The following is a 26,349-nucleotide window of genomic DNA, read 5'->3' as shown; positions in this document are numbered from 1 at the left end:
TGGCCCGGCTGCGCCGCCCCACGGTGGCCGCCTGGCTGGTGAACCTGCTCGCCATCCACCGTCCCGAGCTGGTCGCCGACCTGGTGCAGCTCGCCGACGCGCTGCGGACCGCCCAGCGGGAACTGCGCGGGCCCCGGCTGCGGGAGCTGTCCGCGCAGCGCCGGGCGGTGGTCGGCGCCCTGGTCGCCGAGGTCCGCAAGCTCGCCGCGGCGGAGCCGGACGCGCCGTCGGCCGGCAAGCTGCCGCTGGCCGAGGTCGAGGCGACCCTGAACGCGGCGCTCTCCGACGCCGAGGTCGCCGAGCAGGTCCGGTCCGGGCGTCTGCTCCGGTCGGCCAACTACGCCGGCTTCGGCGAGGTCCCCCGGCCGCAGCTGCGGCTGGTCACCAGCGAGGACGAGGAGCCGGCCACGGAACGGCCGGCCCGGCGACCCGGCGCCCAGCGGGCCGCCCCCGAGGCGACTCCCCGTACCGACCGGGCCGCCGACCGGGCCGCCGAGCGGGCCGAGCGGGCGGCCCGTGCCGAGCGGGCGCGACAACGCCGCGCGCTGGACCGGGAGCTGGCCAGGGCCCGGACCGACCAGGAGCGGGCCGAGGCCGAGTTGGCCGAGGCGACCGGGCAGGAGCGGGACGGCGCCGACGCGCTCGACCGGATCGAGAGCGAGCTTGCCGAGCTGGAGCGTCGGCGGGCGGTCGCGGAGCAGGACCTCAGTCGGGCCAAGCTGGCCCGGCGCGCCGCCGAGCGGGCCGTCACCGTGGCACGGCGGCGCGCGGGCGAGGTCGAGGCGGCCGTCGAGGCGTTGGCGGCCGAAGAGGGGGATGCGGACTCCGGCGGTGGCCCGGCAGACTGACATCGATGGACGACGACGAGTGGCGGGCCCGTCCCCGGCCGGCGGTCCCCGGTCGGGCGGCTGCGGCGGCCGGCGGGCCGGGACGCTCGGGGGAGCCGCTCTGATGACCCCGGAGCAGGTCGCCGCCGCCAGCAAGCCCGTCGTGCTCGACCTGGGCGACGGGTTCAGCCGGTGCCCGACCACGCTGCGCCGGGCCCGGCTGCTCGGCATCTCCGGCTGGGCCTTCTACATCAGCGGCCGGGCCGGCGCGCTCGGCGACGTACGGGCCGAGACGGCCGCCGCGGCCCTCGGCTTCATCGCCCCGGACGCGGTCGCCGACGGCTGGGACGCCGCGGCCCGGACCCTCCGGCCGGCCGAGGTCGCCGCCGCGAGCCTCGCCGAGTGCTGCCGGTGGGGGACGGAGCAGTTGGGGCCGCTGCCCGGCCTCGAGCGCCTGACCGGGCTGGTCGAGCGGGCGGTGGCGGCAGCGGACGCCAGTGGCATGCCGCTCTTCGCCGCGTGGCGGGCCATGCCGCTGCCGGATCTCTCCCCGGGCGCCCGGTGCGCCGCCGGGCTCCGCCTGCTCCGCGAGCACTTCACGGGCGCCTACCTGCTGGCCGTACGCGCCGCCGGGATGACCCCGCTGCAGGCCGTGCTGGCCGGGCCGGAGGGAGAGGCCGGCGCGGTGGCCTGCGGCTGGCCGCCGCCGTACCCGCCGGTCGGGCCCCTGGTGCGCCGGCGGCTGTGGGCGGAGGCGGTGACCGACCGGCTGGCCGCGCCGGCGTTCGCGGCGCTCGGGCCCGCCGACGGCACCGAGCTGGTGGAGCTGCTGCACCAGACCCGCGCCGACCTCGCCCCCGCCTGAGAAAAATGGGCGGCGCCGGGCGCGCTCGACTGCCAGGATCACCTGCCGTGACCCTTCCCGCTGGCTGGACCACGCGCCGGCCCACCCTCGACGACGTGCCGGCGATCCTCGCGGTGGTGCACGCCGCCGACACCTTCGCCATCGGCCATCCCGACTTCGACGCCGAGGACGTCGCGGAGTCGCTGACCGCCCCCTTCTTCGACCCGGCCCTCGACTCCTGGCTGGCCGTGGACCCGGACGGCGCCGTGGTCGGCTGGGCGACCGTGGACAACCCGACCGGCGTCGGCCGGGAGTTCGTGGAGGTCTACGTCGACCCGGAGCGGGCCGCCGCGCTCCGGGCGCCGCTGCTGGCCCGGCAACTCGACCGGGTCGCCGAGCGGGCGGCCGAGCGGGGGCTGCCGGCGCTCACCGTCCGCTGCGCGGTCTTCGCGCCGGAACGCGACTGGGATCGGGAGCTTCGCCGGGTCGGGTTCACCCTGGCCAAGCGGTACGTCCGGATGCGTCGCACGCTGGCCGACCTGCCCGCCGAGCCGCCCCCGCCGCCCGGGGTGACGGTGCGGCAGGTCCGCCCGGACGACGAGGCCGACCTGCGGGAGTTCCACCGGATCCAGGACACCGCGTTCGGCGACACCCCGGACCACGAGCCGCTGTCGTACGAGCGGTGGCGGGCCCGGATCGGTGACGTGACCGCCTGGGACGAGTGGTTCGTCGCCGAATTGGACGGGGTGGTGGCGGGCTCGTTGCAGTCCTCCGGCCAGGCGCTCGACCAGCAGGAGGGCTTCGTGCGGAGCCTGGCGGTGCTGCCCGCGTACCGCCGGCGGGGGGTGGGAGCCGCCCTGCTGCGCCGCGCCTTCGCCCGCTACGCCGAGAAGGGCCGGCAGGCGGCCGGCCTGGGGGTGGATCTCACCAACCCGACCGCCCCGCTGTCGCTCTACCGGTCGGTGGGCCTGCGGGAGACCCGGTGGACCGACATGTACCAGCTGGTCGTGCCGGCCGCCGGTGTGTGATTGACGACCCCGGTCGGGCCCGACGGGCGGTCCGGCCGGTGTCGGTAGCAGACTGGCGGTGTGCGACAGCCTCTAGGCAGACGCGGTGCCGGTGGGGCGGGACCGCAGCTCGGTGACGTAGTCGTCCGGGGCGCCCGCCTTCTCGGCGGCGTTCGCGATCTCGGAGAGATACCACGAGGTCGGCAGACCGCCCTCGTACCCGTCGAAGACGTAGATCCACGCCGTCACGTCGCCGTCGAGGGTGGAGACCCGGACGTGCAGCTTGCGGTACGTGCCGGCGGTCACCCCCTCGATCTCGTCGAGCTGGGCCGCGTCGTACGGGTGGATGTCGTAGAGCGCCACGAAGACCCGGTCACCGGGGGACTCGACCAGGGTGCTGACCGCGCCCTCCCAGCCGATCACGTCGGCGCCGGCGAAGGTCAGACGCCACCCCTCCAGCCAGCCGGTGCCCACCATCGGCGAATGCGGGCAGTAGACGCGCATCCGGGCGGGATCCAGGTTTGAGCCGTAGGCGGCGTGATGACGCACGGCGATGACGATAGCCCGGCGGACGGGTGGGGGAGAATACGACTGTGCGTGTCGGGTGCGTTCGGGAGAAGAAAGTCACTGTGAGCATCGACGAAGGGCAGACGCTGTGAGCCGGATCGTGATCATCGGCGGGGGACCGGCCGGGTACGAGGCGGCGCTGGTCGCCGCCCAGCTCGACGCCGATGTCACCGTGGTGGAGGCCGACGGGGCTGGCGGGGCGTGCGTGCTCTCCGACTGCGTACCGTCGAAGACCTTCATCGCCAGCTCCCAGGTGGTGACCGGCTACCGGGACACCGAGGAGTTCGGGGTGCACTCGGACGGCCTGGAGGCGGTCACCGTCGACGCGCGGACGGTGCACGAGCGGGTCAAGCGGCTCGCGCTGGCGCAGTCCGCCGACATCCACGCCAAGCTGCTCAAGGCGGGGGTCACCTTCGTGGCCGGCACCGCCCGGCTCGGCGAGGACGCCCTCGGGCACACCCACCGGGTGATCATCACGCCCGCCGACGGCGGCGAGGAGTACTCGATCGCGGCGTCCACCGTCCTGGTGGCCACCGGCTCGACGCCCCGCCAGCTGCCCACCGCCGTACCGGACGGTGAGCGCATCCTGACCTGGCGCCAGGTGTACGACCTGCCCGAGCTGCCCGAGCACCTGATCGTGGTCGGCTCCGGCGTGACCGGCGCCGAGTTCGCCAGCGCGTACCTGGCGATGGGGGTCCAGGTCACCCTGGTCTCCAGCCGCGACCGGGTGATGCCGCACGAGGACGCCGACGCGGCGTCGGCCATCGAGCGGGTCTTCCGTAACCGGGGCATGAACATCCTCAACAACTCGCGGGCCGACGCGGTCCGGCGTACGGCCGACGGTGTCGAGGTGGAGCTCTCCGACGGCCGCAGGGTCTCCGGCTCGCACGCCCTGATCGCGGTCGGTTCGATCCCGAACACCGCCGAGCTGGGTCTGGCCGAGTACGGCGTCGAGCTGGGCCGCGGTGGCTACGTCACGGTCGACCGGGTGTCCCGGACCAACGTGCCGGGCATCTACGCCGCCGGTGACTGCACGGGCGTCCTGCTGCTGGCCAGCGTCGCCGCCATGCAGGGCCGGATCGCGATGTGGCACGCCCTCGGCGAGGCGGTCCGCCCGTTGCGGCTGCGCACCGTCGCTGCCAACGTCTTCACCGACCCCGAGCTGGCCACCGTGGGCGTCTCCCAGGACGAGGTGGACGCCGGCAAGGTGCCGGCCCGGCAGGTGATGCTGCCGCTGTCGGGCAACGCCCGGGCGAAGATGGACGACCTGTCCGACGGCTTCGTCAAGCTGTTCTGCCGGCCGGCCAGTGGCCAGGTGGTCGGCGGTGTGGTGGTGGCCCCGAAGGCCAGCGAGCTGATCCTGCCGATCACGATGGCGGTGGAGAACAACCTGACGGTCAACGAGCTGGCCCAGACCATCACCATCTACCCGAGCCTCTCCGGTTCCATCACGGAGGCAGCCCGTCAGCTCATGCTTCACGAGCTGGAGTAAGCCTCGTCGGTCATGGAGTTGTGGCGGGCGCTCACGCCGTCATGCCCCGGTGGTGAGGCGCCACAACTCCGTGCTCGACCGCGGTCAGGGTCTGGGTCAGCGCGACCGTTGCGAGCACCGCGACCTCGGTGAGGATGAGCAGGCGTTCGGCGAGGCCGATCAGCAGGCGGTCGCCGGGGTAGGCGGACCAGATCATCGCCACCGCCAGGGCCAGGGAGAGCACGACCAGGGTGCGGAGTGTCCGAGCGGCGGGGGCCAGGTCGGGGCGGCGGGCGAGCAGCCAGCCGCCGGCCGGCAGCGCCAGGAAGGCGATCACCGAGGCGTACCGGTGCACGTAGGCGGCGGTGGTCATGGCCGTGCCCGGCTCGTTCGTCGGCACCACCGCGGCCAGCAGCAGCCCGGCCACCCACGCGCCGAGCAGCAGCTCGACCGGCCGGCCGGGCCGTGGTGGCCCGGTGCGGCGCAGCCCGAGCAGCAGCGCCACGGTGGCGAGCGCGAGCACCACCATCGCGATGTCGATGACGCCGCCCCGGTCGGACACCGCGAAGTCGCTGACCGTCAGCGCCCACGGGTTGAGGTCGTCGTTGACTTCGAGATGGCCGATCACGGTGAGCAGCGCCGCCAGGGCGATCCCGCCGAGGGCCAGCAGACCGGTGCTCCGGGTTCCAGGCATGCCTCAGCCTGTCGCCGAGGGCACCCGAGCCGGATCCGGGACGGCCACCGAAATCGTCCCGGGGGACCACCCCTAGAGGCACCCGGCAAATCGGTGTGGTTCCTCGGGTGCGGCCGTATGTCGGCCTCTCCGAGGGTTGTGCCGCAGGACGGGCCGACACTCAGTCGATGGGGGTGTCGGCTCCGGCGGCGGCGCGGGCGTGCCGGGCGCTGACCAGGGTCATCGCCCAGCCGGCCGCGGCGAAGCCGGCCGCCGCGGCGGTGGCGATGATGGCGAGCCGCCAGGCCGACTCGGTCAGCGCGGTCCCGCCCAGGTGCCCGACCAACGCGCCGTAGGTGGCCCAACCCAGTGCGGCGACCGCCTCGTAGAGCACGAACAGCCGGTACGGGTAGCGGCTGCGGCCGGCCGAGAAGCAGGCTGCCATCCGGCCGCCGGGCACGAACCGGCAGAGCAGGATGACCAGCGGCCCGGGTTGGCGCAGCCCCTGCGTGACCCGGTTGGCGACGCGGCGGGCCCGGCTCGGCTCGGCGTGCCGGGGCGCGCGCCGGTCGGGTGCGCCCCGGCCGAGCAGGTAGCAGGCCAGGTCCCCGGCGAACACGCCGAGCGCGCCGACGGCGATGGTGACCGGCAGGCTGAGCCCGCCGTAGACGGTGAGCGCCCCGCTGGTGATCATGACGATCTGGGTGGGAATCACGGGCACGAAGGCGTCCGCGATCAGCAGGCCGAGCAGCACCAGGTAGGCCCACGTCGGCGACGCGACGTCAGTCAGTAGTTCGGGCACGCCTGCCACCTCGCCGGATGCGGCCGATTGGGTGTCTCGAGCCTGACGGCGTGTCCGGCGTCACCGTGGACAGCCCCACCCCGTCGTGACCGTCGACACGACTGGGCCACCCAGGTACAACGAGGCGAGCGGCTCTCGGGTGACGGTTCGGCGGCCGTCCACGCGGCTCGTGACGGTCGGCGGATCGGCGTTCGTCGGCGTACCGTTGTCGGCGCGGCCCCAGCACCGTCGGGTCCCCCGTTCCTGACGATTCGGGCCGCCCAGGGCCGCCGGCGGGTCCCGCGCCGGCGGCCCGCCCCCTCTTCCCGCACGGCAAATCCGGGTGCGTCCGTGGCCGCCCGACGAGTACGGTCGCCGCATGCGCAGCGCGGTAGTGGTGACCACGACGCCGGGTGTCCCCGGCGCGCCGCTCTGACGTAACCACCGTCGACCAGGCCCCGGGGCGATCCGCCCCGAGGGCCGCGCGGCGTTCGGAGTCCAGGTCGCCTCCGGGTCGTACCCGATGCAGGAGCACGACATGATCGACCACCGTAGGCTCGGCCGGGAGCTGGACCTCTTCGTCTCCGACCCGCTGGCCGGCGCCGGCCTGCCGAGCTGGCTGCCGGCCGGCGCGGCCGCCAGACATGCCGTCGAGGAGTACGTCCGGGAGTTGGAGCGCCGCTCCGGCCACCAGCACGTCTACTCGCCGCCGCTGGGCAAGAGGGAACTCTTCGAACTGTCCGGCCATCTCGGCTACTTCGCCGACGACATGTTCCCGCCGATGCGGCTCAGCGCCGACGACGAGTTCGTGCTCCGGCCGGCGCTCTGCCCGCACCACGCGCTGGTCTTCCGAGCCCGGGGCCGTTCCTACCGGGAGTTGCCGCTGCGGATCGCGGAGCTGGGCGGGATGTACCGCTCGGAGCGCTCCGGGGTGCTCGGCGGGCTGTCCCGGGTACGCGCCATCTCGCTCAACGACGCGCACACCTTCTGCGCCCCGGACCAGGTGGGCGAGGAGGTCGTGGAGATCCTCGGGCTGATCCGCGCCGCGCACGCCGCGCTGGGCGTCCGCCCGGCCGGGTTCCGGCTGTCGCTGCGCGGGCCGGGCGAGAAGTACGTCGGCGACGACGCGCAGTGGGCCCGCGCCGAGGAGCTGCTGCGGGGCGCGCTCGCCGGGGTGGCGTACGTCGAGGCGCCCGGGGAGGCCGCGTTCTACGGCCCGAAGATCGACATCCAGATCGTCGACGCCGCCGGCCGGGAGTCGACCCTCTCCACCATCCAGCTGGACTTCGACAAGCCGGAGCGGTTCGACCTGTCGTACACCGACTCCGACGGCGGCCGGCGCCGGCCGGTCATGGTGCACCGCAGCCTGGTCGGCAGCATGGAGCGGTTGTTCGCGTACCTCATCGAGGTGCACGAGGGCGCCTTCCCGGCCTGGTACGCGCCGGTCCAGCTGGTGCTGCTGCCGGTGGACGACGGGCAGGTCGACGCGGCGGCCGAGCTGGCGCGGCAGGCCGTTGACGCCGGGCTGCGGGTCGACGTCGACGTCGCCGGCTCGCTGGGCGCCCGGATCCGGGACGCGGCCCGCCGCCGCGTCCCGTACCTCGGGGTGCTGGGTGCCCGGGAGGCAGCCGACGGACGTCTCGCCCTGCGCCTGCGCGACGGCCGCACCCTGGACCCGATGCCGGCCGCGGCCGCGCTGACCCTGATCGCCCACCAGGTAGCCCTTCGCGCCACCGACCTCCTGCCCCCGGACTGATTCCGCCGTCGATCCAGGGCGGATCGTTGTGAGTGGATCTCCGTTCACGACGATCTGCCCTAGATCGACGCGGGCTGGGGAGACCCGGCGGGGACGGCGGGTGCGTCGGGTTCCTCATCCACCACGGCGGCGGTGAACTGGGACTGGTACAGGTGGTGGTACGCGCCTCGGGCGGCGAGCAGGTGCTCGTGGCTGCCCTGCTCGACGATCCGACCGTTCTCCATCATCAGGATCAGGTCGGCGTCCCGGATCGTGGAGAGCCGGTGCGCGATGACGAAGCTGGTCCGGTCCGAGCGCAGCGCGGCCATCGCCCGTTGCAGCAGCACCTCGGTGCGGGTGTCCACCGAGCTGGTCGCCTCGTCCAGGATCAGCAGGGACGGCTCGGCGAGGAACGCCCGGGCGATGGTGATCAGCTGCTTCTCGCCGGCGCTGACGTTGCTGCCCTCCTCGTCGATGACCGTGTCGTAGCCGTCGGGCAGGCTGCGCACGAACCGGTCGACGAAGGTGGCCCGGGCCGCGGCCAGGATCTCCTCCTCGGTCGCGTCCGGCCGGCCGTACGCGATGTTGTCCCGGATGGTGCCGCCGAAGAGCCAGGTGTCCTGGAGCACCATGCCGATCCGGCCGCGCAGGTCGTCGCGCCGCATGGTGGTGATGTCCACCCCGTCCAGGGTGATCCGGCCCGCGTCCAGCTCGTAGAACCGCATGATCAGGTTGACCAGGGTGGTCTTGCCGGCACCGGTCGGGCCGACGATGGCCACCGTGTGCCCCGGCTCGGCGACCAGCGACAGGTCGTCGATCAGCGGCTTGTCCGGGGCGTACCGGAACGAGACGTGTTCGAACTCGACCCGGCCGTGCGGGTCGGTGACCCGGGCCGGCTCGGCCGGGTCGCTGCTCTGCTCCTCGGCGTCGAGGACGGCGAAGACCCGCTCGGCCGAGGCCACTCCGGACTGGAGCAGGTTGGCCATCGAGGCGAGCTGCGTGAGCGGCTGGGTGAACTGGCGGGAGTACTGGATGAACGCCTGCACGTCGCCGAGGCTCATCGTGCCGGAGGCCACGCGCAGCCCGCCGACCACGGCGATCGCCACGTAGCTGAGGTTTCCGATGAACATCATCGACGGCATGATGATCCCGGAGATGAACTGGGCGCCGAAGCTGGCCCGGAACAGCTCCTCGTTCTTCGCCGCGAACGCGGCCTCCACCTCGCGCTGCCGGCCGAAGACCTTCACCAGCTCGTGACCGGTGTAGGCCTCCTCGATCTGGCCGTTGAGCTCGCCGGTGTGCTTCCACTGGGCGATGAACTGCTGCTGGGAGCGCTTGGCGATGCGCTGGGTGACCAGCACCGACAGGGGCACCGCGACCAGGGCCACCAGGGCCAGCAGCGGCGAGATCCAGAACATCACGCCCAGCACGCCGACCACGGTCAGCAGCGAGGTGAGCAGTTGGCTGAGGGTCTGCTGGAGGCTCGTGGAGATGTTGTCGATGTCGTTGGTGACCCGGCTGAGCAGCTCGCCGCGGGGCTGCCGGTCGAAGTAGGGCAGCGGCAGCCGGTTGAGCTTCTCCTCCACCTCGGCGCGCAGCCGCAGCACGGTGCGCTGGACGACCCCGTTGAGCAGCCAGCCCTGCCACCACGACAACACGCTCGCGGCCAGGTAGAGCCCGAGCGCCAGCAGCAGCACCCGGCTCAGGGCGCTGAAGTCGATGCCCACGCCGGGCACGACGTCCATCCGGGACAGCATGTCGGCGAAGCTGTCGTTGCCGCTGGCCCGGGCCGCCGCGGCGGCCTGCTCGGTGGTGGTGCCGGCCGGCAGCTGCCGCCCGATCACCCCGTTGAAGATCAGGTCGGTGGCGTGGCCAAGGATCTTCGGCCCGGCCACGCTGAACCCGACGCTCACCACGGCGAGCGCGATGATCGCGCCGAGGTGCAGCCGGTGCGGGCGCAGCCGGCCGAGCAGCCGCCGGGCGGACGGCCCGAAGTTCATCGACTTCTCGGCGGGCATCCCGGCGCCCGCCCACGGCGGCCCGCCGCCCTGGCGACCCGGAGGCAACCGCTTCGGCGCCGGCGCGTCGCCGCCGGGCTGCCGCGTGGCGTCCCCCGGCGTCCGCCCGTCACCGGCCGGCTTCTGCGTGGGTACGGCCGCGGTGCGCGGCTCGTCGGGCTCGCTCATGCCGGCACCTCCGTCGTCTGCTGCGAGGCCACGATCTCGGCGTACGTCGGGCAGGTTCTCAGCAACTCCTCGTGTCGTCCCACTCCGACGACCCCTCCGTCCTCGAGCACGATGATCTGGTCGGCGTCGATGATCGTGGAGACCCTCTGGGCCACGATCACCACGGCGGACTGCGCGGTGACCGGCCGCAGCGCCGCCCGCAGCCGCGCGTCGGTGCCGAGGTCGAGCGCGGAGAACGAGTCGTCGAAGAGGTAGATCTCCGGCTGCCGGACGAGCGCCCGGGCGATGGCCAGGCGTTGTCGCTGCCCGCCGGAGACGGTGCTGCCGCCCTGGGCGATCGGGGCGTCCAGCCCGCCGGGCATCTGGGCCACGAAGTCCCGGGCCTGGGCGATCTCCAGCGCCGTCCACAGCTCGTCGTCGGTGGCGTCCGGGTTGCCGTAGCGCAGGTTGCTCGCGACCGTGCCGGTGAACAGGTACGGCCGCTGCGGCACCAGGCCGATGCGCCGCCACAGCTCGTCGGGCGCCAGCTCCCGCACGTCAACGCCGTCGACCAGCACCGCGCCGGCGGTGACGTCGACCAGGCGGGGAATGAGCGACAGCAGGGTCGTCTTGCCCGCGCCGGTGCTGCCGATGATCGCCGTCGTGGTGCCCGGGGTGGCCCGGAAGGAGACGTCGCGCAGCACCGGGTCGACCGCACCCGGGTACTGGAAGCGCACCCCGCGCAGCTCCAACTCGGCCCGGGTGGGCGGCTCGGCGACCGGGTCGGTGGCGGGCACGACCGAGGAGTCGGTGTCCAGCACCTCGACGATCCGCTCGGCGCAGACCGCGGCCCGGGGCACCATCATCAGCATGAAGGTGGCCATCATGACGGCCATCAGGATCTGCATCAGGTACTGGAGGAAGGCGGTGAGCGCGCCGACCTGGATCGCGCCGGCCTCCACCCGCTGCGCGCCGAACCAGAGCACCGCCACGCTGGAGACGTTGAGCACCAGCATGACCACCGGGAAGATCAGTGCCAGCAGCCGGCCGGTACGCAGCGCGGTGGCGGTCAGGTCGGCGTTGGCGACGGCGAAGCGGTCGGTCTCGTACGGCTCACGGACGAACGCCCGAACGACGCGGATGCCGGTGATCTGCTCGCGCAGCACCCGGTTGACCGTGTCGATCCGGGTCTGCATCAGCCGGAAGCCCGGCACCATCCGGCGGATGATCATGGTGAGCGCGACGGCGAGCACCGGCACGCTGACCAGCATCAGCCAGGAGAGCCCGAGATCCTCCCGGAGGGCCATCACCACACCGCCGACGCTCATGATCGGCGCGGCGACCAGCATGGTGCAGCTCATCAGCACGAGCATCTGCACCTGCTGCACGTCGTTCGTGTTGCGGGTGATGAGCGACGGCGCGCCGAACCGGGCCACCTCGCGGGCGGAGAAGCGGTTGACGTGCCCGAACAGGGTTGCGCGGACGTCCCGGCCGAAGCCCATCGCGATCCGCGCGCCCAGGTAGACCGCGGCGATCGAGCAGATGATCTGGATCAGGCTGACCAGCAGCATCCAGCCACCGATGCGCACGATGTAGTCGGTGTCGCCCCGAGCCACGCCCTGGTCGATGATGTCGGCGTTCAGGCTGGGCAGGTAGAGCGAGGCCATGGTGCCCACGAACTGGAGCAGCACCACCGCCGTCAACGGTCGCTGGTAGGCGCGCAGTTGGTTGCGCAACAGTCGGATCAACACGTCGCATCATCCCCCGGGTCGGTGTCGCGTCCGGTCATCCGCGGGTCGTCTCCGCTGCCGATGACCTCGAGCAGGAACTCCCGGATCACCTGGGCCTTCGCCGGGTCGGCGTCGACCGAGGTGAGCGGGCGTCCGGAGTGGATCAGGCTGGTGAGCGCCGCGAGCCGTTCCCGACCGGCGGGGGTGATGGCGAGTCGGACGCTGCGCCGGTCGCTGTCGTCGCGTTGCCGCTCGACCAGCCCGTCGCGGGCGAGTGTGTCCACGATGCCGGTCAGGGTGGCCGGGCGGACGAAGCCCCGCTCGGCGACCTCGCGGTGCGGCAGCTCGCCGTCCCGGGCGAGCGTCATCAGGGTCACCATGCCGGCCTGGGTGAGCCCGTGCTCCTCGGCGAGGTAGCGGTTCCACCGCTGCCCGACGAGATGCCCGGCCACCACCAGCAGCCGGCCGAGCGGCACATCCTGGAGAGTGACGAGATCCACGGGTAGCAGGTTAGCCCCCTGATAGTCAGGGGCCAAACGAAATACCGACGGCGGTGGCCACGAACACGATCTGGAGGACGGTGCGCTGGCCGAGCGGGGTCACCGGCCGTCCGGCAAGCGTCAGCCCGCGGCGGGCCGCCGAGACGTTGGCCGGGAACATCGCGAGCATGAGCAGGGCCAGGCCGGCCGCGGCCAGGCGGGCGGTCGCCGGTATCAGGAGACCGACCGCGCCGACCAGCTCCAGCACGCCGGTGACGGTGACCAGCAGGTCCGGTCGGGGAAGGCCGGACGGGACCATCGCGATCAGGCCGGCGCGACGCCGCCCGGCGAAGTGGGCGACGCCTGTCACGACGAACATCAGGGCCAGTCCGACCCGCAGTGCGGGATGCCAGCCGTCCAGCGCGGCGACGCCGGCGAGACCGGTCAGGCGAGCCAGCGCGGCCCCGGCGAGTAGAGCGATCAGGGGTGCCATCGGAATCCTCCTCGTGAACTTGTCACTGGAAAGATTGCGGCCCGAGGCGGCATCTTGTCAATGGCAAGATACGATTCGGGCATGACCGAGACGCGCGCCTACCACCACGGCGACCTGCGCCGCGCCCTGCTCGCCGTCGCCCTGGAGGCGATCGAGGAGGTCGGGCCGGCCGCGCTGAGCCTGCGCGACCTGGCCCGCCGGGCCGGCGTCTCGCACGCCGCGCCCGCGCACCACTTCGGCGACAAGGCGGGCCTGCTCACCGCACTGGCCGCCCAGGGCTTCGACCTGCTGGCGCAGACGCTGACCGCGGCAGGCGACGACCTGCTGGCCGCCGGTGTCGCGTACGTCGACTTCGCCGTCCGGCACCGCGCGCACTTCGAGGTGATGTTCCGGCCCGAGTTCTACCGGGCCGACGACGCCGAGCTGGTCACCGCCCAGGGCCGGGCCAGGGCGGCGCTGCGTGCCGGGGTGGCCGCCCTGCCCACCCGTGGCGCGCCCTCCGACACCGACCGGGACGCGCTCGCGGCCTGGTCGATCGCGCACGGCTTCGCGACCCTCTGGCTGGCGGGCGCACTGCCGGACCGGGTCGGCGACGAGCCACGGGAGGCCGCCCGTGCCGTGCTACGCCGCCTGGCCACCTGACGGGCGGAGCGGGCGGGATTTCACCAGCTCGTGGGTAGCGGCATGCCCTCGGTGAAGCCGGCGGCGCTCTGCACGCCGACGATCGCCCGCTCGTGGAACTGCGCCAGGTTCCGGGCGCCGGCGTAGGTGAAGGCGCTGCGCACCCCGGCGATGATCTCGTCGATCAGGTCCTCGACGCCGGGCCGGGCCGGGTCCAGGTACATCCGGGCCGACGAGATGCCCTCCTCGAACACCGCCTTGCGGGCCCGGTCGTACGGGCTGTCGTCGGCGGTGCGGGCGCTGACCGCCCGCGCCGAGGCCATCCCGAAGCTCTCCTTGTACCGCCGGCCGTCCGCATCGGTGTACAGGTCGCCGGGCGACTCGTAGGTGCCGGCGAACCACGAACCGATCATCACGTTCGAGGCGCCGGCGGCGAGCGCGAGCGCCACGTCACGCGGGTGTCGCACACCGCCGTCGGCCCAGACGTGCCGGCCCAGCTCCCGGGCCGCCGCCGAGCAGTCGAGCACGGCGGAGAACTGCGGCCGGCCCACGCCGGTCATCATCCGGGTGGTGCACATCGCTCCCGGGCCGACACCGACCTTGATGATGTCGGCGCCCGCATCGACAAGGTCGCGTACGCCCTCGGCGGTGACCACGTTGCCGGCCGCCACCGGCACCCCCGGGTCCAGCTTGCGGACCGCCTGAAGCGCGGAGATCATCCGGGCCTGGTGGCCGTGCGCGGTGTCCACCACCAGCGTGTCCACCCCCGCCTCCAGCAGAGCGGCGGCCTTGCCGGTGACGTCGCCGTTGATCCCGACGGCGGCCGCGATCCGCAGCCGACCCCGGTCGTCCACGGCCGGCGTGTAGAGGGTGGCCCGCAGCGCGCCCTGCCGGGTCAGCACCCCGACCAGCCGGCCGTTGGCGTCCACCACGGGGGCGAGCCGGCGCCGGCCCGCGGAGAGCAGGTCGAAACCGGTACGCGGGTCCGCGTCCGCCGGGACGGTGTGCAGATCGGTGGACATCACGTGCCGCAACTGGGCGAACCGGTCCACCCCGATGGTGTCGGCCTCGGTGACCACACCCAGCGGACGGCCGGCCTCGTCGACCACGATCACCGCGCCGTGCGAGCGCTTCGGCAGCAGGTGGATGGCGTCACCCACGGTCTCGGTGGGGCCCAGGGTGATCGGCGTGTCGTAGACCAGGTGCCGCTGCTTGACCCAGGCGACGACGTTCGCGACCACCTCGATCGGGATGTCCTGCGGGATCACCGCGATCGCGCCCCGCCGGGCCACCGTCTCGGCCATCCGCCGGCCGGCGACCGCGGTCATGTTCGACACCACCAACGGGATCGTGGTGCCGGTGCCGTCGCCGGTGGCGAGGTCGACATCGAGCCGGGAGCCGAGGTCGGAACGGGCCGGCGCCATGAAGACGTCGGTGTAGGTCAGGTCGTGCGCGGGGGCCGCGCCGTGAAGGAACTGCACCTGACCATCATTCCCGCTCGTGGTCCGTCCCGCCGCCGGTGGTCACGGAAAACACTCCCGCCGGCGTTCGCCTGTTCCCAGGAGGTGCCACCTGCCCCGGGAGCGGTCAGCCCACCAGGAGCGCCACGGCGAGCCCGGCCATCACGACGGCGATGACCGCGTCCAGCACCCGCCAGGCGGCGGCACGGGCGAGCAGCGGCGCGAGGCGCTGCGCGCCGGCGCCGAGCGCGGTGAACCAGACCACGCTGGCCAGGGCGGCCCCGGCGCCGAAGACCCAGCGGTGCGGGTGCTGCTGTGCCACCCCGCCGAGGAGCAGCACGGTGTCCAGGTAGACGTGCGGGTTCAGGTAGGTGAAGGCGGCGCAGGCGAGCAGGGTGGCCCCCAGCGTGGCCGGTGGTCGCTCGGTGGGCAACAGGGCGCCGGGACGCAGGGCGCGGCGGGCGGCGAGCGCCGCGTAGCAGAGCAGGAACGCCGCCCCGCCCCACCGGATCGCCGTCAGCACGCCCGGCCGGCCCGTCACCAGCGTGCCGACCCCGGCGACGCCCGCCGCGATCAGCAGGGCGTCCGACACGGCGCAGGTGAGCACCACGGGTACGACGTGTTCGCGGCGCAGGCCCTGACGCAGGACGAAGGCGTTCTGGGCGCCGATGGCGACGATGAGGGCGATGGAGATCGAGAAGCCGGCGACGGCGGAGGTGAGCACGGAACGACGCTAGGACTGTGGGCCAACACCAGTCCAACTAAAGATTCTCACGCAGCTTAAGCTGTGCTGATGGACGGTCTCGACTCGGCGCAGCTGCGGACGCTCGCCGCGGTGGTCGCGGAGGGCAGCTTCGAGGCGGCGGCACGGCTGCTGCACGTCACGCCGTCGGCGGTGAGCCAGCGGATCAAAGCGCTGGAGGAGACCGTCGGCCAGGTGCTGGTCCGCCGGACCCGACCGTGCGTGGCGACCGGGGCGGGCCGCCCGCTGCTGCGCCTCGCCGGCCAGCTCACGCTGCTCGAACGGGAGGCGCTGGCCGACGCCCGCGGTCCGCTGTCCGGCGGAGGCCGCGTCCGGGTCGCCGTGGTGGTCAACGCGGACTCGCTGGCCACCTGGTTTCCCGCCGCGCTGGCCCGGTTGCCGCAGCGGAACGGACTCTCCTTCGACCTGCGCCAGGACGATCAGGACCACACCGCGGAGCTGCTCCGGGACGGTTCGGTGACGGCGGCGGTGACCGCCCAGCGGGAGGCCGTGCAGGGCTGCCGGGTGCTGCGGCTCGGTGCCATGCGCTACCGCGCGCTGGCCGCGCCGGAGTTCGCGGCGTCCCACTTCGTCGGCGGATTCACCCCTTCCGCGCTGGCGGGCGCGCCGCTGGTCGTCTTCGACCGGAAGGACCGGGTGCAACACCGGTTCATCCGGGCGGTGGCGGGCCGGCCGCTCGACCCGCCGGTGCACTACGTCCCATCGGTGCCGGCCTTCAGCGAGGCGATCCGGCTCGGGCTCGGCTGGAGCCTGGTGCCGGAACAGATCGCCGAGGCCGACCTGGCCGCCGGTCGGTGTGTCGACCTCGCGCCCGGCCGTCACCTGGACGTCCCGCTCTACTGGCAGCACTGGCGGCTGGAGTCGGACGTGCTGAACGCCCTGACCGCCGCCGTCCGCGCGGTCGCCGCCGAGACGCTCCGCTGACCGCCGGCGCCCCGCGCCGACGGCCCGCCACGGCTGTGGGGAAGGGGCCCTTCCCGACAGCTCAGGCGATGGTGCAGATCGCGGAGCCCGCGGTGATCACGGCGCCGACCTCGGCGGTGAGCCCGCTGACCGTGCCGGCCTTGTGCGCGTGCAGCGGCTGTTCCATCTTCATCGCCTCCAGCACGACCACCAGGTCGCCCTCGGCCACGGTGTCGCCGTCCGCCACAGCGATCTTGACGATCGTGCCCTGCATCGGCGAGGCGAGGGTGTCGCCACCGACCGGGGCGCCGGCCTTCGCCCCGCCGCCGCGCCGGGTCGGCTTGCGGGAGGCAGGCGCGGCGGTGGTCGTACTCCCGCCGAAGCCGGCGGGGAGGCTGACCTCCAGCCGCTTGCCACCCACCTCGACCACGACGGTCTCGCGTTCGGCCGGCGCCTCGGCGCCGACGGCGGCGGCGAACGGCGGCACGGTGTTGTGGAACTCGGTCTCGATCCACCGGGTGTGCACGGTGAACGGCTCGGCGGTGAACGCCTCGTCCCGCACCACCAGCCGGTGGAACGGCAGCGCGGTGGCCATTCCGTCGACCACCATCTCGTCCAGCGCGCGGCGGGCCCGCTCCAGCGCCTCGGTCCGCGTCTCACCGCTGATGATCACCTTGGCCAGCAGCGAGTCGAAGTTGCCGCCGATCACGTCGCCGGCCGAGATGCCGGTGTCCACCCGGACGCCGGGGCCGGTGGGCAGCCGCAGCGCGGTGACCGTGCCCGGTGCGGGCAGGAAGTTGCGGCCCGGGTCCTCGCCGTTGATCCGGAACTCGATGGAGTGCCCGCGCGGCGTCGGGTCCTCGGTGATGCGCAGCTTCTCGCCGTCGGCGATCCGGAACTGCTCGCGGACCAGGTCGATGCCGGCGGTCTCCTCGGTGACCGGGTGCTCGACCTGGAGCCGGGTGTTGACCTCCAGGAAGGAGATGGTGCCGTCGGCGCCGACCAGGTACTCCACCGTGCCGGCGCCGTGGTAGCCGGCCTCGCGGCAGATGGCCTTGGCGCTGTCGTGGATCTGCTCCCGCTGGGCGTCGGTGAGGAACGGCGCGGGGGCCTCCTCGACCAGCTTCTGGTGCCGACGCTGCAACGAGCAGTCCCGGGTGCCCACCACGATCACGTTGCCGTGCTGGTCGGCGAGGACCTGCGCCTCGACGTGCCGCGGCTGGTCCAGGTAGCGCTCGACGAAGCACTCGCCCCGACCGAACGCCGCGACCGCCTCCCGCGTCGCCGACTCGAACAGCTGGGGGATCTCCTCCATGGTCCGGGCCACCTTGAGGCCGCGCCCGCCGCCGCCGAAGGCGGCCTTGATGGCGACCGGCAGCCCGTGGTCGACGGCGAACGCCATCACCTCGTCCGGGTTGGCCACCGGGTCCGGGGTGCCGGGGACCAGCGGGGCGCCGGCGCGCTGCGCGATGTGCCGGGCGGTGACCTTGTCACCGAGGTCGCGGATCGCCTGCGGGGTGGGGCCGATCCAGGTCAGCCCGGCGTCGATGACCGCCTGGGCGAAGTCGGCGTTCTCGGAGAGGAAGCCGTAGCCGGGGTGCACGGCGTCGGCGTCGGCCCGGGCGGCGACGTCGAGCAGCTTGTCGATGCGCAGGTACGTCTCGGTGGCGCTGTCCCCGCCGAGCGCGTACGCCTCGTCGGCGAGCGTGGCGTGCAGGGCGTCGCGGTCGGAGTCCGCGTACACGGCGACACTGCCCAGGCCGGCGTCGCGGCAGGCGCGGATCACCCGGACGGCGATCTCGCCGCGGTTCGCGATAAGTACCTTGCGCACCTTCGTGGCTCCTCCCGGCAGGTTACTGACCGGGAGTGTATCGGCCACCCTGGTGGCCCTAACGATCGCTCAGTGTGGGATGCCGCACTGTGCCTACCGCGTTCTAGTCAAACTTGCCTATTACGCTTGTCCGGTGTCTGCGACTCGGATGATGATCCTCGGTCTGGTGCGGTGGATGCAGCCCGTACACGGCTATGACGTGCGCCGCGAGCTGCTGAGCTGGAGCGCCGACAAGTGGGCCAACGTGCAGCCCGGGTCGATCTACCACGCGCTGCGCAAACTCACCGAGGAGGGGCTGCTCCGGGCGGTCGCCACCGAGCAGGTCGGCGCCCGTCCGGCGCGTACCACCTACGAGGTGACCCCCAAGGGCGAGGACGAGTTCGAGACGCTGCTGCGCGGCCTCTGGTGGAACTTCTCCGAGCCGGTGGACCCGTTCGCGGCGGCGTTCTCCTTCCTGCCGGCGATGCCGCGTCCCGAGGCGGCGGCGGCCCTGCGCAACCGGGCCAACCTGCTGCGCGCCGGCATCGAGTCGATGCGCGCCTCGCTCGATTCGGACTGGGTGCGCAACACCAAGCCGGTGCACGTCGGGTGGATGTTCGAGCTCTGGGCGGCACGGGCCGAGGCGGAGATGGCCTGGTGCGAGCGGATCGCCGAGAAAATCGATTCCGGAGTGTCGTACCTGCCTGCTGAGCTGGAGAACGCCGAGGGGTGGCCGCAGTGGACGGACGGGGCTCCCGACGGGGCCGCCGACCGGGCTCCGGACGCGAAATAATCAACGTTGACCATAAGAGCTATATCGCGTTAGCCTGCTGTCGGCACAGCGGGGGAGTGCGCCGTCCGGCGTCGTCCCCCTCGACGGCCGGCGCGGCCGGCCCGGACGACCAGGAGCAGAAATGATCGAGACCAGGGGGCTGCGGAAGTCCTTCCGCTCCCGCGCGGGTCGAGAGACGAAGACGGTGGACGCCGTGCGCGGCGTCAATCTGGAGGTCGCCGAGGGTGAGATCTTCGGCTTTCTCGGCCCGAACGGCGCCGGCAAGACCACGACGCTGCGGATGCTCGCCACGCTGATCGAGCCCGATGGTGGCGAGGCCACCATCGCCGGTGCCGACCTGCGCAAGGACCCGGCCGAGGTGCGCCGCCGGATCGGTTACGTCCCGCAGGGCGGCAGCACCTGGGACGAGTCGACCGCCCGCGAGGAGCTGGTGCTGCACGCGCGGATGTACGGCATCGGCAAGGCCGACGCGCAACAGCGCGCCTCCCGCGCGCTGGACGCCTTCCAGCTCACCGAGTACGCCGACCGCAAGTGCAAGACCTACTCCGGCGGTCAGCGCCGGCGGGTGGAGATCGCGCTCGGCATCATCCACGAGCCGAAGATCGTCTTTCTGGACGAGCCGACCACCGGCCTCGACCCGCAGAGCCGCGCGCACATGTGGGACGAGATCCGACGCCTCCGCCGGGACGGGATGACGGTCTTCATCACCACGCACTACCTGGACGAGGCCGACGCGCTCTGCGACCGGATCGCGATCATGGACAACGGCGAGGTGGTGGCCGAGGGCACGCCGACCGAGCTCAAGCGGGAGATCTCCGGCGACGTCGTGCTGGTCGGCCTCGACCTGGCCGCCACCCCGCAGGCCGCCCAGGCACTCGACGGCGAGCCCTACGTGAACAAGTTGGAGACCGCCGACGAGGGCGGCCTGCGTCTCTACGTCGACGAGGGCGCCACGTCCATTCCGCAGGTGCTGCGCAGACTCGACCAGGCCGGGCTGGACCTGCGCTCGATCGAGCTGCACCGCCCCAGCCTGGACGACGTCTTCCTCACCAAGACCGGCCGCTCGCTGCGCGAGTCCTGACCACCCGGAGACGACTCATGAAATTCGCCCGTGACACCTGGCTGATCTTCCAGCGGCAGACCCAGCTGCTGCTGCGCAACCCGGTCTGGGTCTTCGTCGGCGTCTTCCAGCCGGTGATGTACCTGCTGCTCTTCGCCCCGCTGCTCAAGCCGGCGCTGAACGCGCCCACCCAGGCCGCCGCCTACAAGATCTTCGTGCCCGGTCTGCTGGTGCTGCTGGCCATCTTCGGTGGCCTGTTCCAGGGCTTCGGTCTGATCGCCGAGCTGCGCGCCGGGGTCATCGAACGCTCCCGGGTCACCCCGATCAGCCGCCTCGCCCTGCTGCTCGGCCGCTCGCTGCGCGACGTGGTCTCGCTCATGGCGCAGGCCGTCATCATCACCCTGCTGGCGCTCCTGTTCGACCTGCGGGTGTTCATCGGGGACCTGCTGCTGGCGTACCTGATGCTCGCTCTGATCGCGCTGATGACCTCGGCCGTCTCGTACGGCGTCGCGCTGAAGGTCAAGAGCGAGGACGCCCTGGCCCCGCTGATGAACACGGTGGCGCAGCCGGTGCTGCTGCTCTCCGGCATCCTGCTGCCACTGACGTTCGCGCCCGGTTGGTTGCAGGCCATCGCCGACTGGAACCCGTTCTCCTGGGCGGTCGACGGCACCCGGGCGCTGTTCGCCGGCGACCTGGGCAGCGACAAGGTGTGGCAGGGCCTGACCATCACCGCGGTGCTCGCCGCGCTGGGTGTCTTCTGGGCCGCCCGCCAGTTCGCCCGCAGCGTGCGCTGAGGGGCCTCTTGGCCTGGCGGCCCGGCTTGGCGGCCTCGCGCGACCTGGCTTGATCAACACGAGTTCCTGGATGTCGGGGTGTCCTGCGCACGAGGACACCCCGACATCCGTGTGCCAGCGGTCGCCGCCGCTCAGCGCACCCGGGCGAGGGTCAGACCGTCCGCGACCGGCAGCATCACCGGGTCCACCCGCACATCGGCCAGCACCTCGTCGTTGAAGGCGGCGATGGCCCGGTCCGCGGCGTTCTGCGGCGCGATCACCCGGCCGCCACGCAGCACGTTGTCGACGGCGATCACCCCACCGGGACGCATCCGCGGCACCAGCTCCGCCCAGTAGACCGGGTAACCGGTCTTGTCCGCGTCGATGAACGCGAAGTCCAGGTACCGCTCGTGCGGTAGCTCCCGCAGCCGGTCCCCGGCCGGGCCGATCCGCAGGTCGATCCGGTCCTGCACGCCCGCCCGGTCCCAGTAACGCCGGGCGATGCCGGTGAACTCCTCGGAGATGTCGAAGCAGGTCAGCCGCCCGCCCTCGGGCAACCCGCGGGCGATCGCCAGCGACGAGAGCCCGGTGAACGTGCCCACCTCGACGGCCTGCCGCGCGTCGAGCAGTCGGGTGAGGAAGGTCAGGAACGCGGCCTGCTCCGGCGCCACCTGCATCGTGGCGTGCTCCGGCAGCACCGACCGGGTCTCCTCGGCCAGGTCCCGGATGATCTCGTCGGGCGGGGAGCCGTGCGCGACCAGGTACGCGTGCAGCTCGTCGGTGAGCGGGATCGACTTAGTGGTCATGACCGGACGTTACCGAGCGGCTCGACCGACTGGCCGCCCGGCGCGACCTTCGTCCACAAATCCGTGATCCGCAGGTCCAGCTCGGCGAGGAGACGGCGCAGCAGCGGCATCGACAGCCCGACCACCGTCCCCGGGTCACCCTCGATCCGCTCCACGAACGGCCCGCCCAGCCCGTCGATGGTGAAGGCGCCCGCCACCGCCAGCGGCTCGCCGGTGGCCACGTACGCGGCGATCTCGTCATCACTGATGTCGGCGAAGTGGACGGTGGTCGAGGCGACCGCCTCCGCGCGCCGCCCGGCGACGACGTCGATGAGGCAGTGCCCACTGTGCAGGACGCCGCTGCGCCCCCGCATCCGCTGCCAACGCTGGGTGGCGTCCGCCGGATCCGCCGGCTTGCCGAGGATCTCCCCGTCGAACGCGAGCACCGAGTCACAGCCGATCACCAACGTCCGCTGGTCGGCGGCCGGGCTCAGCCGGGTCAACACCGCCTGCGCCTTCAGGCGAGCCAACTCAAGGCACAGCTCCTCGGCCCGATCGGTCACCACCAGGGACTCGTCGACCCCGCTGACCAGCACGTCCGGCTCGATGCCGGCGGCCTGGAGTGACTTACGACGGGCTGGGCTCGCCGAGGCGAGCACGAGGCGAAGCGGCAGGGAAGCAGACACCCGACCGACGTTACCGGCTAACCCGCGCCCGCCGGTTAGTCCGGTCTTGATCGACTCGACTTCATTGATGTCGGGCCGTTCCACCACGCCGGACGCCCCCGACATCAGGAAAAACCGAGTCGATCACCGTTGAGTCGGCCCGCTCAGCGACTGATGCGGGGTGGTGGATCATCACCGCGACGACGACGCCGCGCCACCAGCGCCCATCCGACACCGGCGGCCACGATCACCCCGAGGGTGGCCAAGCCACGCCCGGTAGCGCCATCGTCATCACCCGGCCGAGCGCCAGCCGTCGTGGTCGGGCCACCGCCGGCCGACGGGCTTACCGACTCGAAACCCAACGGGGGTACGTCTGCCGTCAGCGCCGCCACAAGGTCGATCACGCCATATCCGTACTCGTCGTCGCGTCCGGGCGGGCCCTTGTCAATGGCCGTTGCCGTGAGCCGATGCGCCACCTCCTGCGCCGGCAGGTACGGGTACTTGGATCTGATCAACGCCGCCGCCCCCGCCACGATCGCCGTCGCGTCGGAGGTGCCAGTGCCTTTGCGGTACTTGCCGTTGATGCTCGTGCTGTAGATGTCGACCGCTGGTGCAACCACGTCGACTTCGGGACCGGTCACCGAAATAGCAGCACGGTTCCCAGCCCGGTCGATTCCACCGACGGCAATAACGCCCTTTTCTGATGCGGGGTAGCCGACGGCCGCATCCTCTGGTCGATTACCAGCGGATGCCACTACGATCACATTCGCCGCTAGTGCGGCTCTTACGGATCGCTGGAGTGATATCCCGGGTCCGCCCACGGAAGAAATGCTGATTACGTCAGCGCCATTGCGTACAGCGAAGTCAATTCCGGTAGCCAACGCGTTTGGGTCCCCCTGCCCGTCGCTGGGCGTGTCGCGAATTGGCAATATGCTGGCCTCTGGAGCTAAGCCCAGGGCACCTAGGTCTTTGCCTTGTCCATGCGCGGCGATCAAGCCGGCCATGCCGGTCCCGTGACTGTTCTGATCGTTTTGACCGTTGCCGGTTCCGCCTGCGATAATGTCGACGCCTTGAAGGAGATTTTTGCGCAAATCAGGATGCGGCTGAACGCCGGTGTCCGGAACTGCAACAATCACTCCTCGCCCCCGAGTGATCCGATGGGCCTCGGTGGCCCTGAGATACTTCAAATGCCACTGATCTCCTCGAACTAATTCAGCCTCCCTGCGTTCACCGTGCGGGTCGCTAGTGCTGACCTTTAGTGGTGAAATTGCAGACAGTGTCAACGACAGTATGGTTGTTGCAAGTCTTAGGTGCCGTTGTCGCATTGCTTCACCGGTTGAAGCCAATAGCGGGACCGGGGTCAGGCGGGCCCTGTTCCTCCGGGGGGCGAACTACGGGGTTCACGCCCTCGTCGACTTCCCATGGGTTATCGGGGTCCCAAGCGCGCTTGTCGTCCTCATGCCCATGGTGATCAGGACGGCCAGGCGGGAAACTTGCGCTCGGGCCGGCGCCAGTAGGGGAGGCAAAGCCAGGAGCGCCGCCGATAGGCGGAAAATTGTGTCCTCCAGCCAAGCCGCGGCCGCCGCCTGGGCGCGAGCCGGCTCCGCCGGTTGGCGCGGTGCCGGCTCCGCCACCACCGATCACGCCGCCAATCGGATTGACTCTGCGTGTTGGGCTGGCACCGGAGGCAGGTTGGCCGAGCCCAAGCCCAGGTGCGCCGCCGATTAGGCCGTTCGGCGGCATCGATCGAGTTTGTGGGGAAGGCTGGATCGGCGAAACCCCGTTAGCATTTCCGCCAATCGGTCGGCCGCCGCTTCCGGTCGTTCCCTGTGGCGCCTGGTGTGTCACCCGAGACGGTGTTATCGAGCCCGGCGGCGGCGCGGGCGGCGGCCCGACGCCGGTCGCCGGGTTTGGCCCTGCAACTCCCGGAAATCCCGCACTGGTCGGAGGAGGTGCAACTCCGGCTGCGGCGCTGCCGAGTATGGGCCCTACAGCCGGGGTGGCCTGAACGGGCTGCGTACCGGCCTGCGGAGGGAGTGAGGGCTTGCGCGGAGCTGAGTTAGTCGCGATGGGGACAGAAACGATCGGCGGTATTACTGGTGCCGTTCCGGCGTCGTAAGCGTCTGGAGTTGAGGGATCTCGCCTCGGTCGAGGAGGCGGTGGCGGTGGTTTTTGGAGGGTGGCGTGGGCTTGTTGGAGTTCGCCACTGAGGTTGAACATCATGGCCCGCGCCTGCACGTTCAGCCGTTCCAGTTCGGCATCCGTCACCGGTGACTCCGTGACCCGACTGCCCATGACGGCCTTCGGGTCGGCGGCCGTCGCGTCGTACGCCTGCTTCTGCTGAAGCTTGGTCGCGTACTCCTCGTAGACCCTGCGAAGCTCGGCCCGGGTGGTGCCGATGGCCTGCGTCGCGGCGGAGAGTGCCGTGTAGTTGGCGGCGGCGGCGTCGTGGGTGTGGCGCACCTTGTCGATCAGCTCGTCGAGCTGGGCGAGGTACGTGCCGGAGGCGGCGCTGGTCTCGGGTGGCCACGCCTCGGCGAGCCCGCGTCGGTATTCCTGGAGCCGGCCGAGGTGGATCTGGGCGAGGTCGCAGACCTTGCGCCAGCCGGCGACCTGCTTCCAGTGGTTGGCGGTGTCGTGGTCCTGGAGGCACGCCCACATGCTGTTGACGTCCATCAGCTGCCAGTCGGTGGCGCCGGAGGTGCGGCCGCTGCCCCGTTCGATCATGGCAGCACCACCGGCCTGTCGCTGTCGGGGCCGGTCGGGTCGGGCAGCATCGGTGTGGGGCCGCCGGGCAGGGCGGTTCCCGGGTCGGCGAGGGCACGCTGCACGTCCACCACGCGGGCGGCGGAGAAGGCGTCGGTGTCTGAGTATTGGGTGGCGACCCGGTCGGCGACGGCGGCCAGGTGGCCGGTGGTGCCGCGGACGGCGTACACCATGTCGGCGGTTGCCTGCTGCGTCTCGTGGTGCGCCTGCAGGAAGGTGACCAGCTCGATGAAGGCGTCGCACGGGTTGGGCAGTGGGGCGGACATGTCGTCGGCGATGTACGACAGGTGCGGCGCGTAGTTGCTCTCGACCTCCGCGGCGAGCCGGTCGGCGAACTGCCGGAGCTGGCGGATGTCGGCCTCGATGCCGCCGTAGTTGCGCAGCCAGGACGCTGGCCGGTCCTCTTCGGGGATCATCGATCCTCCCTACCCGTCACGGCACCGTTTCCCTGAGTGAGGTTAACGGCTGTCCGCGCCCCTGGCAGCCCCCGCTCGGCGGGTCGGGTCAGCGGGGCAGGCCGGCGGAGCGCCATCCGCCCGGGCCGGCCGTGGGCGCCGCGCCGGCCGGTCGAGCGCTGCGGGCCCAGGTGGACGTTGCCACGGGCGCGGGGGTGGCGGCCGGGCGGGACCGGACGACGATCGCCCCCACCAGCGCGGCCAGTTCCTCGACGGTGGGCACGCCGCGGACGACCCGGAACAGCGGCTCTTCGGCAGACATGACGCCAGGGTACGCGGCACGAAGTCACGGAGAACGCGGAGTGGCGTGCCGGCGGTGTGACGATCAGCGGGTCCGGGTACCGTCTCACCGATGTCGAACGCGCTTCCCCAACTCGTCGCTGACCGATACCGGCTTCTGTCGCCGCTCGGCCAGGGCGGCATGGGTCGGGTGTGGAAGGCGCGCGACGAGGTGTTGCACCGGGACGTCGCCATCAAGGAGTTGGTGCCGCCGCCCAGCCTCACCAACGAGGAACGCCGCGAGATGCGGGAGCGTTCGCTGCGCGAGGCGCGGGCCATCGCCCGCCTCAACCACGCCAATGTGGTCCGCATCTTCGACGTCCTGCGCACCGATGGCGATCCGTGGATCGTCATGGAGTACGTGGCGTCGAAGTCGTTGCAGGACACGCTCGCCGAGGACGGGCCGGTGTCGCCGGCCCGCGCGGTGGAGATCGGCCTCGGCGT

General features: G+C 72.1%; 27 protein-coding genes. 11 read left to right on the top strand and 16 right to left on the bottom strand.

The features are described from left to right. The 3 genes from DKT68_RS20340 to DKT68_RS20330 all read left to right on the top strand — a co-directional run. Positions 1-848, top strand: an 848-nt coding sequence (locus tag DKT68_RS20340) for a coiled-coil domain-containing protein (protein ID WP_109818994.1), incomplete at its 5' end; no start/stop codon positions are given. 103 nt (positions 849-951) lie between these two features. Further along, complete coding sequence (locus tag DKT68_RS20335) at positions 952-1,692, top strand: SCO6745 family protein (RefSeq protein ID WP_109818993.1); 741 nt, start codon at positions 952-954, stop codon at positions 1,690-1,692. Between the two features lie 47 nt (positions 1,693-1,739). Beyond that, complete coding sequence (locus DKT68_RS20330) at positions 1,740-2,699, top strand: GNAT family N-acetyltransferase (protein WP_109818990.1); 960 nt, start codon at positions 1,740-1,742, stop codon at positions 2,697-2,699. A 72-nt stretch (positions 2,700-2,771) separates the two neighbouring features. Here the strand turns inward: DKT68_RS20330 and DKT68_RS20325 are convergent, their stop codons facing one another. Then, positions 2,772-3,227, bottom strand: coding sequence for a gamma-glutamylcyclotransferase (locus tag DKT68_RS20325; RefSeq protein ID WP_109818989.1), 456 nt, complete (start codon positions 3,225-3,227; stop codon positions 2,772-2,774). 106 nt (positions 3,228-3,333) lie between these two features. Here DKT68_RS20325 and DKT68_RS20320 point away from each other — a divergent pair, with 106 nt between their 5' ends. Continuing rightward, positions 3,334-4,737, top strand: a complete 1,404-nt coding sequence (locus tag DKT68_RS20320; RefSeq protein ID WP_109818988.1) for an NAD(P)H-quinone dehydrogenase — start codon at positions 3,334-3,336, stop codon at positions 4,735-4,737. A 31-nt stretch (positions 4,738-4,768) separates the two neighbouring features. Here DKT68_RS20320 and DKT68_RS20315 read toward each other — a convergent pair whose 3' ends face one another. Beyond that, entirely contained in the window at positions 4,769-5,410 is a 642-nt protein-coding gene (locus tag DKT68_RS20315; RefSeq protein WP_109818987.1) for a DUF998 domain-containing protein, read from the bottom strand. Between the two features lie 160 nt (positions 5,411-5,570). Then, positions 5,571-6,191 carry a DedA family protein gene (locus DKT68_RS20310; protein WP_109818986.1) on the bottom strand — a complete coding sequence of 207 codons (621 nt, stop codon included), beginning with the start codon at positions 6,189-6,191 and terminating at the stop codon, positions 5,571-5,573. Positions 6,192-6,708: 517 nt separating this feature from the next. On the opposite strand from DKT68_RS20310, the gene thrS reads away from it, so the two are divergent. After that, complete coding sequence (gene thrS / locus DKT68_RS20305) at positions 6,709-7,926, top strand: threonine--tRNA ligase (protein WP_109818992.1); 1,218 nt, start codon at positions 6,709-6,711, stop codon at positions 7,924-7,926. A 59-nt stretch (positions 7,927-7,985) separates the two neighbouring features. Here thrS and DKT68_RS20300 read toward each other — a convergent pair whose 3' ends face one another. From DKT68_RS20300 to DKT68_RS20285, 4 genes are read right to left on the bottom strand one after another with little or no spacing between them, the layout of a single operon-like run. Next, positions 7,986-10,091, bottom strand: a complete 2,106-nt coding sequence (locus tag DKT68_RS20300) for an ABC transporter ATP-binding protein (RefSeq protein ID WP_407940771.1) — start codon at positions 10,089-10,091, stop codon at positions 7,986-7,988. After that, the gene (locus DKT68_RS20295) at positions 10,088-11,821 is read right to left on the bottom strand and encodes an ABC transporter ATP-binding protein (protein ID WP_109818985.1); all 1,734 of its coding nucleotides are present in this window, start codon (positions 11,819-11,821) and stop codon (positions 10,088-10,090) included. Before DKT68_RS20295 ends, DKT68_RS20300 begins: the two co-directional genes overlap by 4 nt. Continuing rightward, entirely contained in the window at positions 11,815-12,300 is a 486-nt protein-coding gene (locus DKT68_RS20290) for a MarR family winged helix-turn-helix transcriptional regulator (RefSeq protein ID WP_109818984.1), read from the bottom strand. The genes DKT68_RS20295 and DKT68_RS20290 overlap by 7 nt, the downstream gene beginning before the upstream one ends. A gap of 25 nt (positions 12,301-12,325) precedes the next feature. Then, positions 12,326-12,772 carry a DoxX family protein gene (locus DKT68_RS20285; protein WP_109818983.1) on the bottom strand — a complete coding sequence of 149 codons (447 nt, stop codon included), beginning with the start codon at positions 12,770-12,772 and terminating at the stop codon, positions 12,326-12,328. Positions 12,773-12,853: 81 nt separating this feature from the next. On the opposite strand from DKT68_RS20285, the gene DKT68_RS20280 reads away from it, so the two are divergent. Further along, positions 12,854-13,414: a TetR/AcrR family transcriptional regulator gene (locus DKT68_RS20280; protein ID WP_109818982.1), complete on the top strand. Its 561-nt coding sequence runs from the start codon at positions 12,854-12,856 to the stop codon at positions 13,412-13,414. A gap of 20 nt (positions 13,415-13,434) precedes the next feature. On the opposite strand, the gene DKT68_RS20275 is transcribed toward DKT68_RS20280, so the two are convergent. Beyond that, complete coding sequence (locus DKT68_RS20275) at positions 13,435-14,874, bottom strand: GuaB1 family IMP dehydrogenase-related protein (protein ID WP_109818981.1); 1,440 nt, start codon at positions 14,872-14,874, stop codon at positions 13,435-13,437. A gap of 106 nt (positions 14,875-14,980) precedes the next feature. Beyond that, a complete protein-coding gene (locus DKT68_RS20270; RefSeq protein WP_109818980.1) occupies positions 14,981-15,577 on the bottom strand; it encodes a LysE/ArgO family amino acid transporter in 597 nt (198 codons plus the stop codon). 69 nt (positions 15,578-15,646) lie between these two features. Here DKT68_RS20270 and DKT68_RS20265 point away from each other — a divergent pair, with 69 nt between their 5' ends. Beyond that, positions 15,647-16,540, top strand: a complete 894-nt coding sequence (locus DKT68_RS20265; RefSeq protein ID WP_109818979.1) for a LysR family transcriptional regulator ArgP — start codon at positions 15,647-15,649, stop codon at positions 16,538-16,540. A 61-nt stretch (positions 16,541-16,601) separates the two neighbouring features. Here the strand turns inward: DKT68_RS20265 and DKT68_RS20260 are convergent, their stop codons facing one another. After that, on the bottom strand, positions 16,602-18,350 hold the full coding sequence (locus DKT68_RS20260; protein WP_109818978.1) for an acetyl/propionyl/methylcrotonyl-CoA carboxylase subunit alpha: 1,749 nt from the start codon (positions 18,348-18,350) through the stop codon (positions 16,602-16,604). A 148-nt stretch (positions 18,351-18,498) separates the two neighbouring features. Between DKT68_RS20260 and DKT68_RS20255 the strand changes: the two genes are divergently transcribed. From DKT68_RS20255 to DKT68_RS20245, 3 genes are all read left to right on the top strand, one after another. Beyond that, the gene (locus tag DKT68_RS20255) at positions 18,499-19,122 is read left to right on the top strand and encodes a PadR family transcriptional regulator (RefSeq protein WP_109818977.1); all 624 of its coding nucleotides are present in this window, start codon (positions 18,499-18,501) and stop codon (positions 19,120-19,122) included. 121 nt (positions 19,123-19,243) lie between these two features. Then, positions 19,244-20,203 (top strand): ATP-binding cassette domain-containing protein, encoded by a 960-nt coding sequence (locus DKT68_RS20250; protein ID WP_109818976.1) that lies wholly within the window; start codon positions 19,244-19,246, stop codon positions 20,201-20,203. A gap of 17 nt (positions 20,204-20,220) precedes the next feature. Beyond that, a complete protein-coding gene (locus DKT68_RS20245) occupies positions 20,221-20,976 on the top strand; it encodes an ABC transporter permease (RefSeq protein ID WP_109818975.1) in 756 nt (251 codons plus the stop codon). 131 nt (positions 20,977-21,107) lie between these two features. On the opposite strand, the gene DKT68_RS20240 is transcribed toward DKT68_RS20245, so the two are convergent. The 6 genes from DKT68_RS20240 to DKT68_RS20215 form a co-directional block, all read right to left on the bottom strand. Continuing rightward, positions 21,108-21,761 (bottom strand): O-methyltransferase, encoded by a 654-nt coding sequence (locus DKT68_RS20240; protein WP_109818974.1) that lies wholly within the window; start codon positions 21,759-21,761, stop codon positions 21,108-21,110. Continuing rightward, on the bottom strand, positions 21,758-22,426 hold the full coding sequence (locus tag DKT68_RS20235) for a Maf family protein (protein ID WP_109818973.1): 669 nt from the start codon (positions 22,424-22,426) through the stop codon (positions 21,758-21,760). Before DKT68_RS20235 ends, DKT68_RS20240 begins: the two co-directional genes overlap by 4 nt. Before the next feature lie 143 nt (positions 22,427-22,569). After that, positions 22,570-23,730, bottom strand: a complete 1,161-nt coding sequence (locus tag DKT68_RS20230) for a S8 family serine peptidase (protein WP_109818972.1) — start codon at positions 23,728-23,730, stop codon at positions 22,570-22,572. Between the two features lie 4 nt (positions 23,731-23,734). Beyond that, entirely contained in the window at positions 23,735-25,132 is a 1,398-nt protein-coding gene (locus DKT68_RS20225) for a hypothetical protein (protein ID WP_109818971.1), read from the bottom strand. Then, entirely contained in the window at positions 25,129-25,587 is a 459-nt protein-coding gene (locus DKT68_RS20220) for a hypothetical protein (RefSeq protein WP_109818970.1), read from the bottom strand. Before DKT68_RS20220 ends, DKT68_RS20225 begins: the two co-directional genes overlap by 4 nt. 88 nt (positions 25,588-25,675) lie before the next feature. Continuing rightward, on the bottom strand, positions 25,676-25,888 hold the full coding sequence (locus tag DKT68_RS20215) for an acyl-CoA carboxylase subunit epsilon (protein ID WP_109818969.1): 213 nt from the start codon (positions 25,886-25,888) through the stop codon (positions 25,676-25,678). A 90-nt stretch (positions 25,889-25,978) separates the two neighbouring features. On the opposite strand from DKT68_RS20215, the gene DKT68_RS20210 reads away from it, so the two are divergent. After that, on the top strand, positions 25,979-26,349 hold a 371-nt coding region (locus DKT68_RS20210), incomplete at its 3' end, for a protein kinase domain-containing protein (protein WP_146218405.1).

It is taken from the genome of Micromonospora acroterricola (genome assembly GCF_003172955.1).
GTDB lineage: Bacteria > Actinomycetota > Actinomycetes > Mycobacteriales > Micromonosporaceae > Micromonospora > Micromonospora acroterricola.
This window is presented reverse-complemented; position numbering and strand designations above follow the sequence as displayed.

Bases quoted from the DNA above. Each gene is read 5' to 3' on its own strand.
- DKT68_RS20300 (WP_407940771.1), bottom strand. From the start codon at position 10,091: ATGAGCGAGCCCGACGAGCCGCGCACCGCGGCCGTACCCACGCAGAAG.
- DKT68_RS20280 (WP_109818982.1), top strand. From the start codon at position 12,854: ATGACCGAGACGCGCGCCTACCACCACGGCGACCTGCGCCGCGCCCTG.
- DKT68_RS20255 (WP_109818977.1), top strand. From the start codon at position 18,499: ATGATGATCCTCGGTCTGGTGCGGTGGATGCAGCCCGTACACGGCTAT.
- DKT68_RS20335 (WP_109818993.1), top strand. From the start codon at position 952: ATGACCCCGGAGCAGGTCGCCGCCGCCAGCAAGCCCGTCGTGCTCGAC.
- DKT68_RS20245 (WP_109818975.1), top strand. From the start codon at position 20,221: ATGAAATTCGCCCGTGACACCTGGCTGATCTTCCAGCGGCAGACCCAG.
- DKT68_RS20225 (WP_109818971.1), bottom strand. From the start codon at position 25,132: ATGATCGAACGGGGCAGCGGCCGCACCTCCGGCGCCACCGACTGGCAG.
- DKT68_RS20240 (WP_109818974.1), bottom strand. From the start codon at position 21,761: ATGACCACTAAGTCGATCCCGCTCACCGACGAGCTGCACGCGTACCTG.
- DKT68_RS20250 (WP_109818976.1), top strand. From the start codon at position 19,244: ATGATCGAGACCAGGGGGCTGCGGAAGTCCTTCCGCTCCCGCGCGGGT.
- DKT68_RS20265 (WP_109818979.1), top strand. From the start codon at position 15,647: ATGGACGGTCTCGACTCGGCGCAGCTGCGGACGCTCGCCGCGGTGGTC.
- DKT68_RS20215 (WP_109818969.1), bottom strand. From the start codon at position 25,888: ATGTCTGCCGAAGAGCCGCTGTTCCGGGTCGTCCGCGGCGTGCCCACC.
- thrS (WP_109818992.1), top strand. From the start codon at position 6,709: ATGATCGACCACCGTAGGCTCGGCCGGGAGCTGGACCTCTTCGTCTCC.
- DKT68_RS20220 (WP_109818970.1), bottom strand. From the start codon at position 25,587: ATGATCCCCGAAGAGGACCGGCCAGCGTCCTGGCTGCGCAACTACGGC.
- DKT68_RS20230 (WP_109818972.1), bottom strand. From the start codon at position 23,730: ATGCGACAACGGCACCTAAGACTTGCAACAACCATACTGTCGTTGACA.
- DKT68_RS20315 (WP_109818987.1), bottom strand. From the start codon at position 5,410: ATGCCTGGAACCCGGAGCACCGGTCTGCTGGCCCTCGGCGGGATCGCC.
- DKT68_RS20285 (WP_109818983.1), bottom strand. From the start codon at position 12,772: ATGGCACCCCTGATCGCTCTACTCGCCGGGGCCGCGCTGGCTCGCCTG.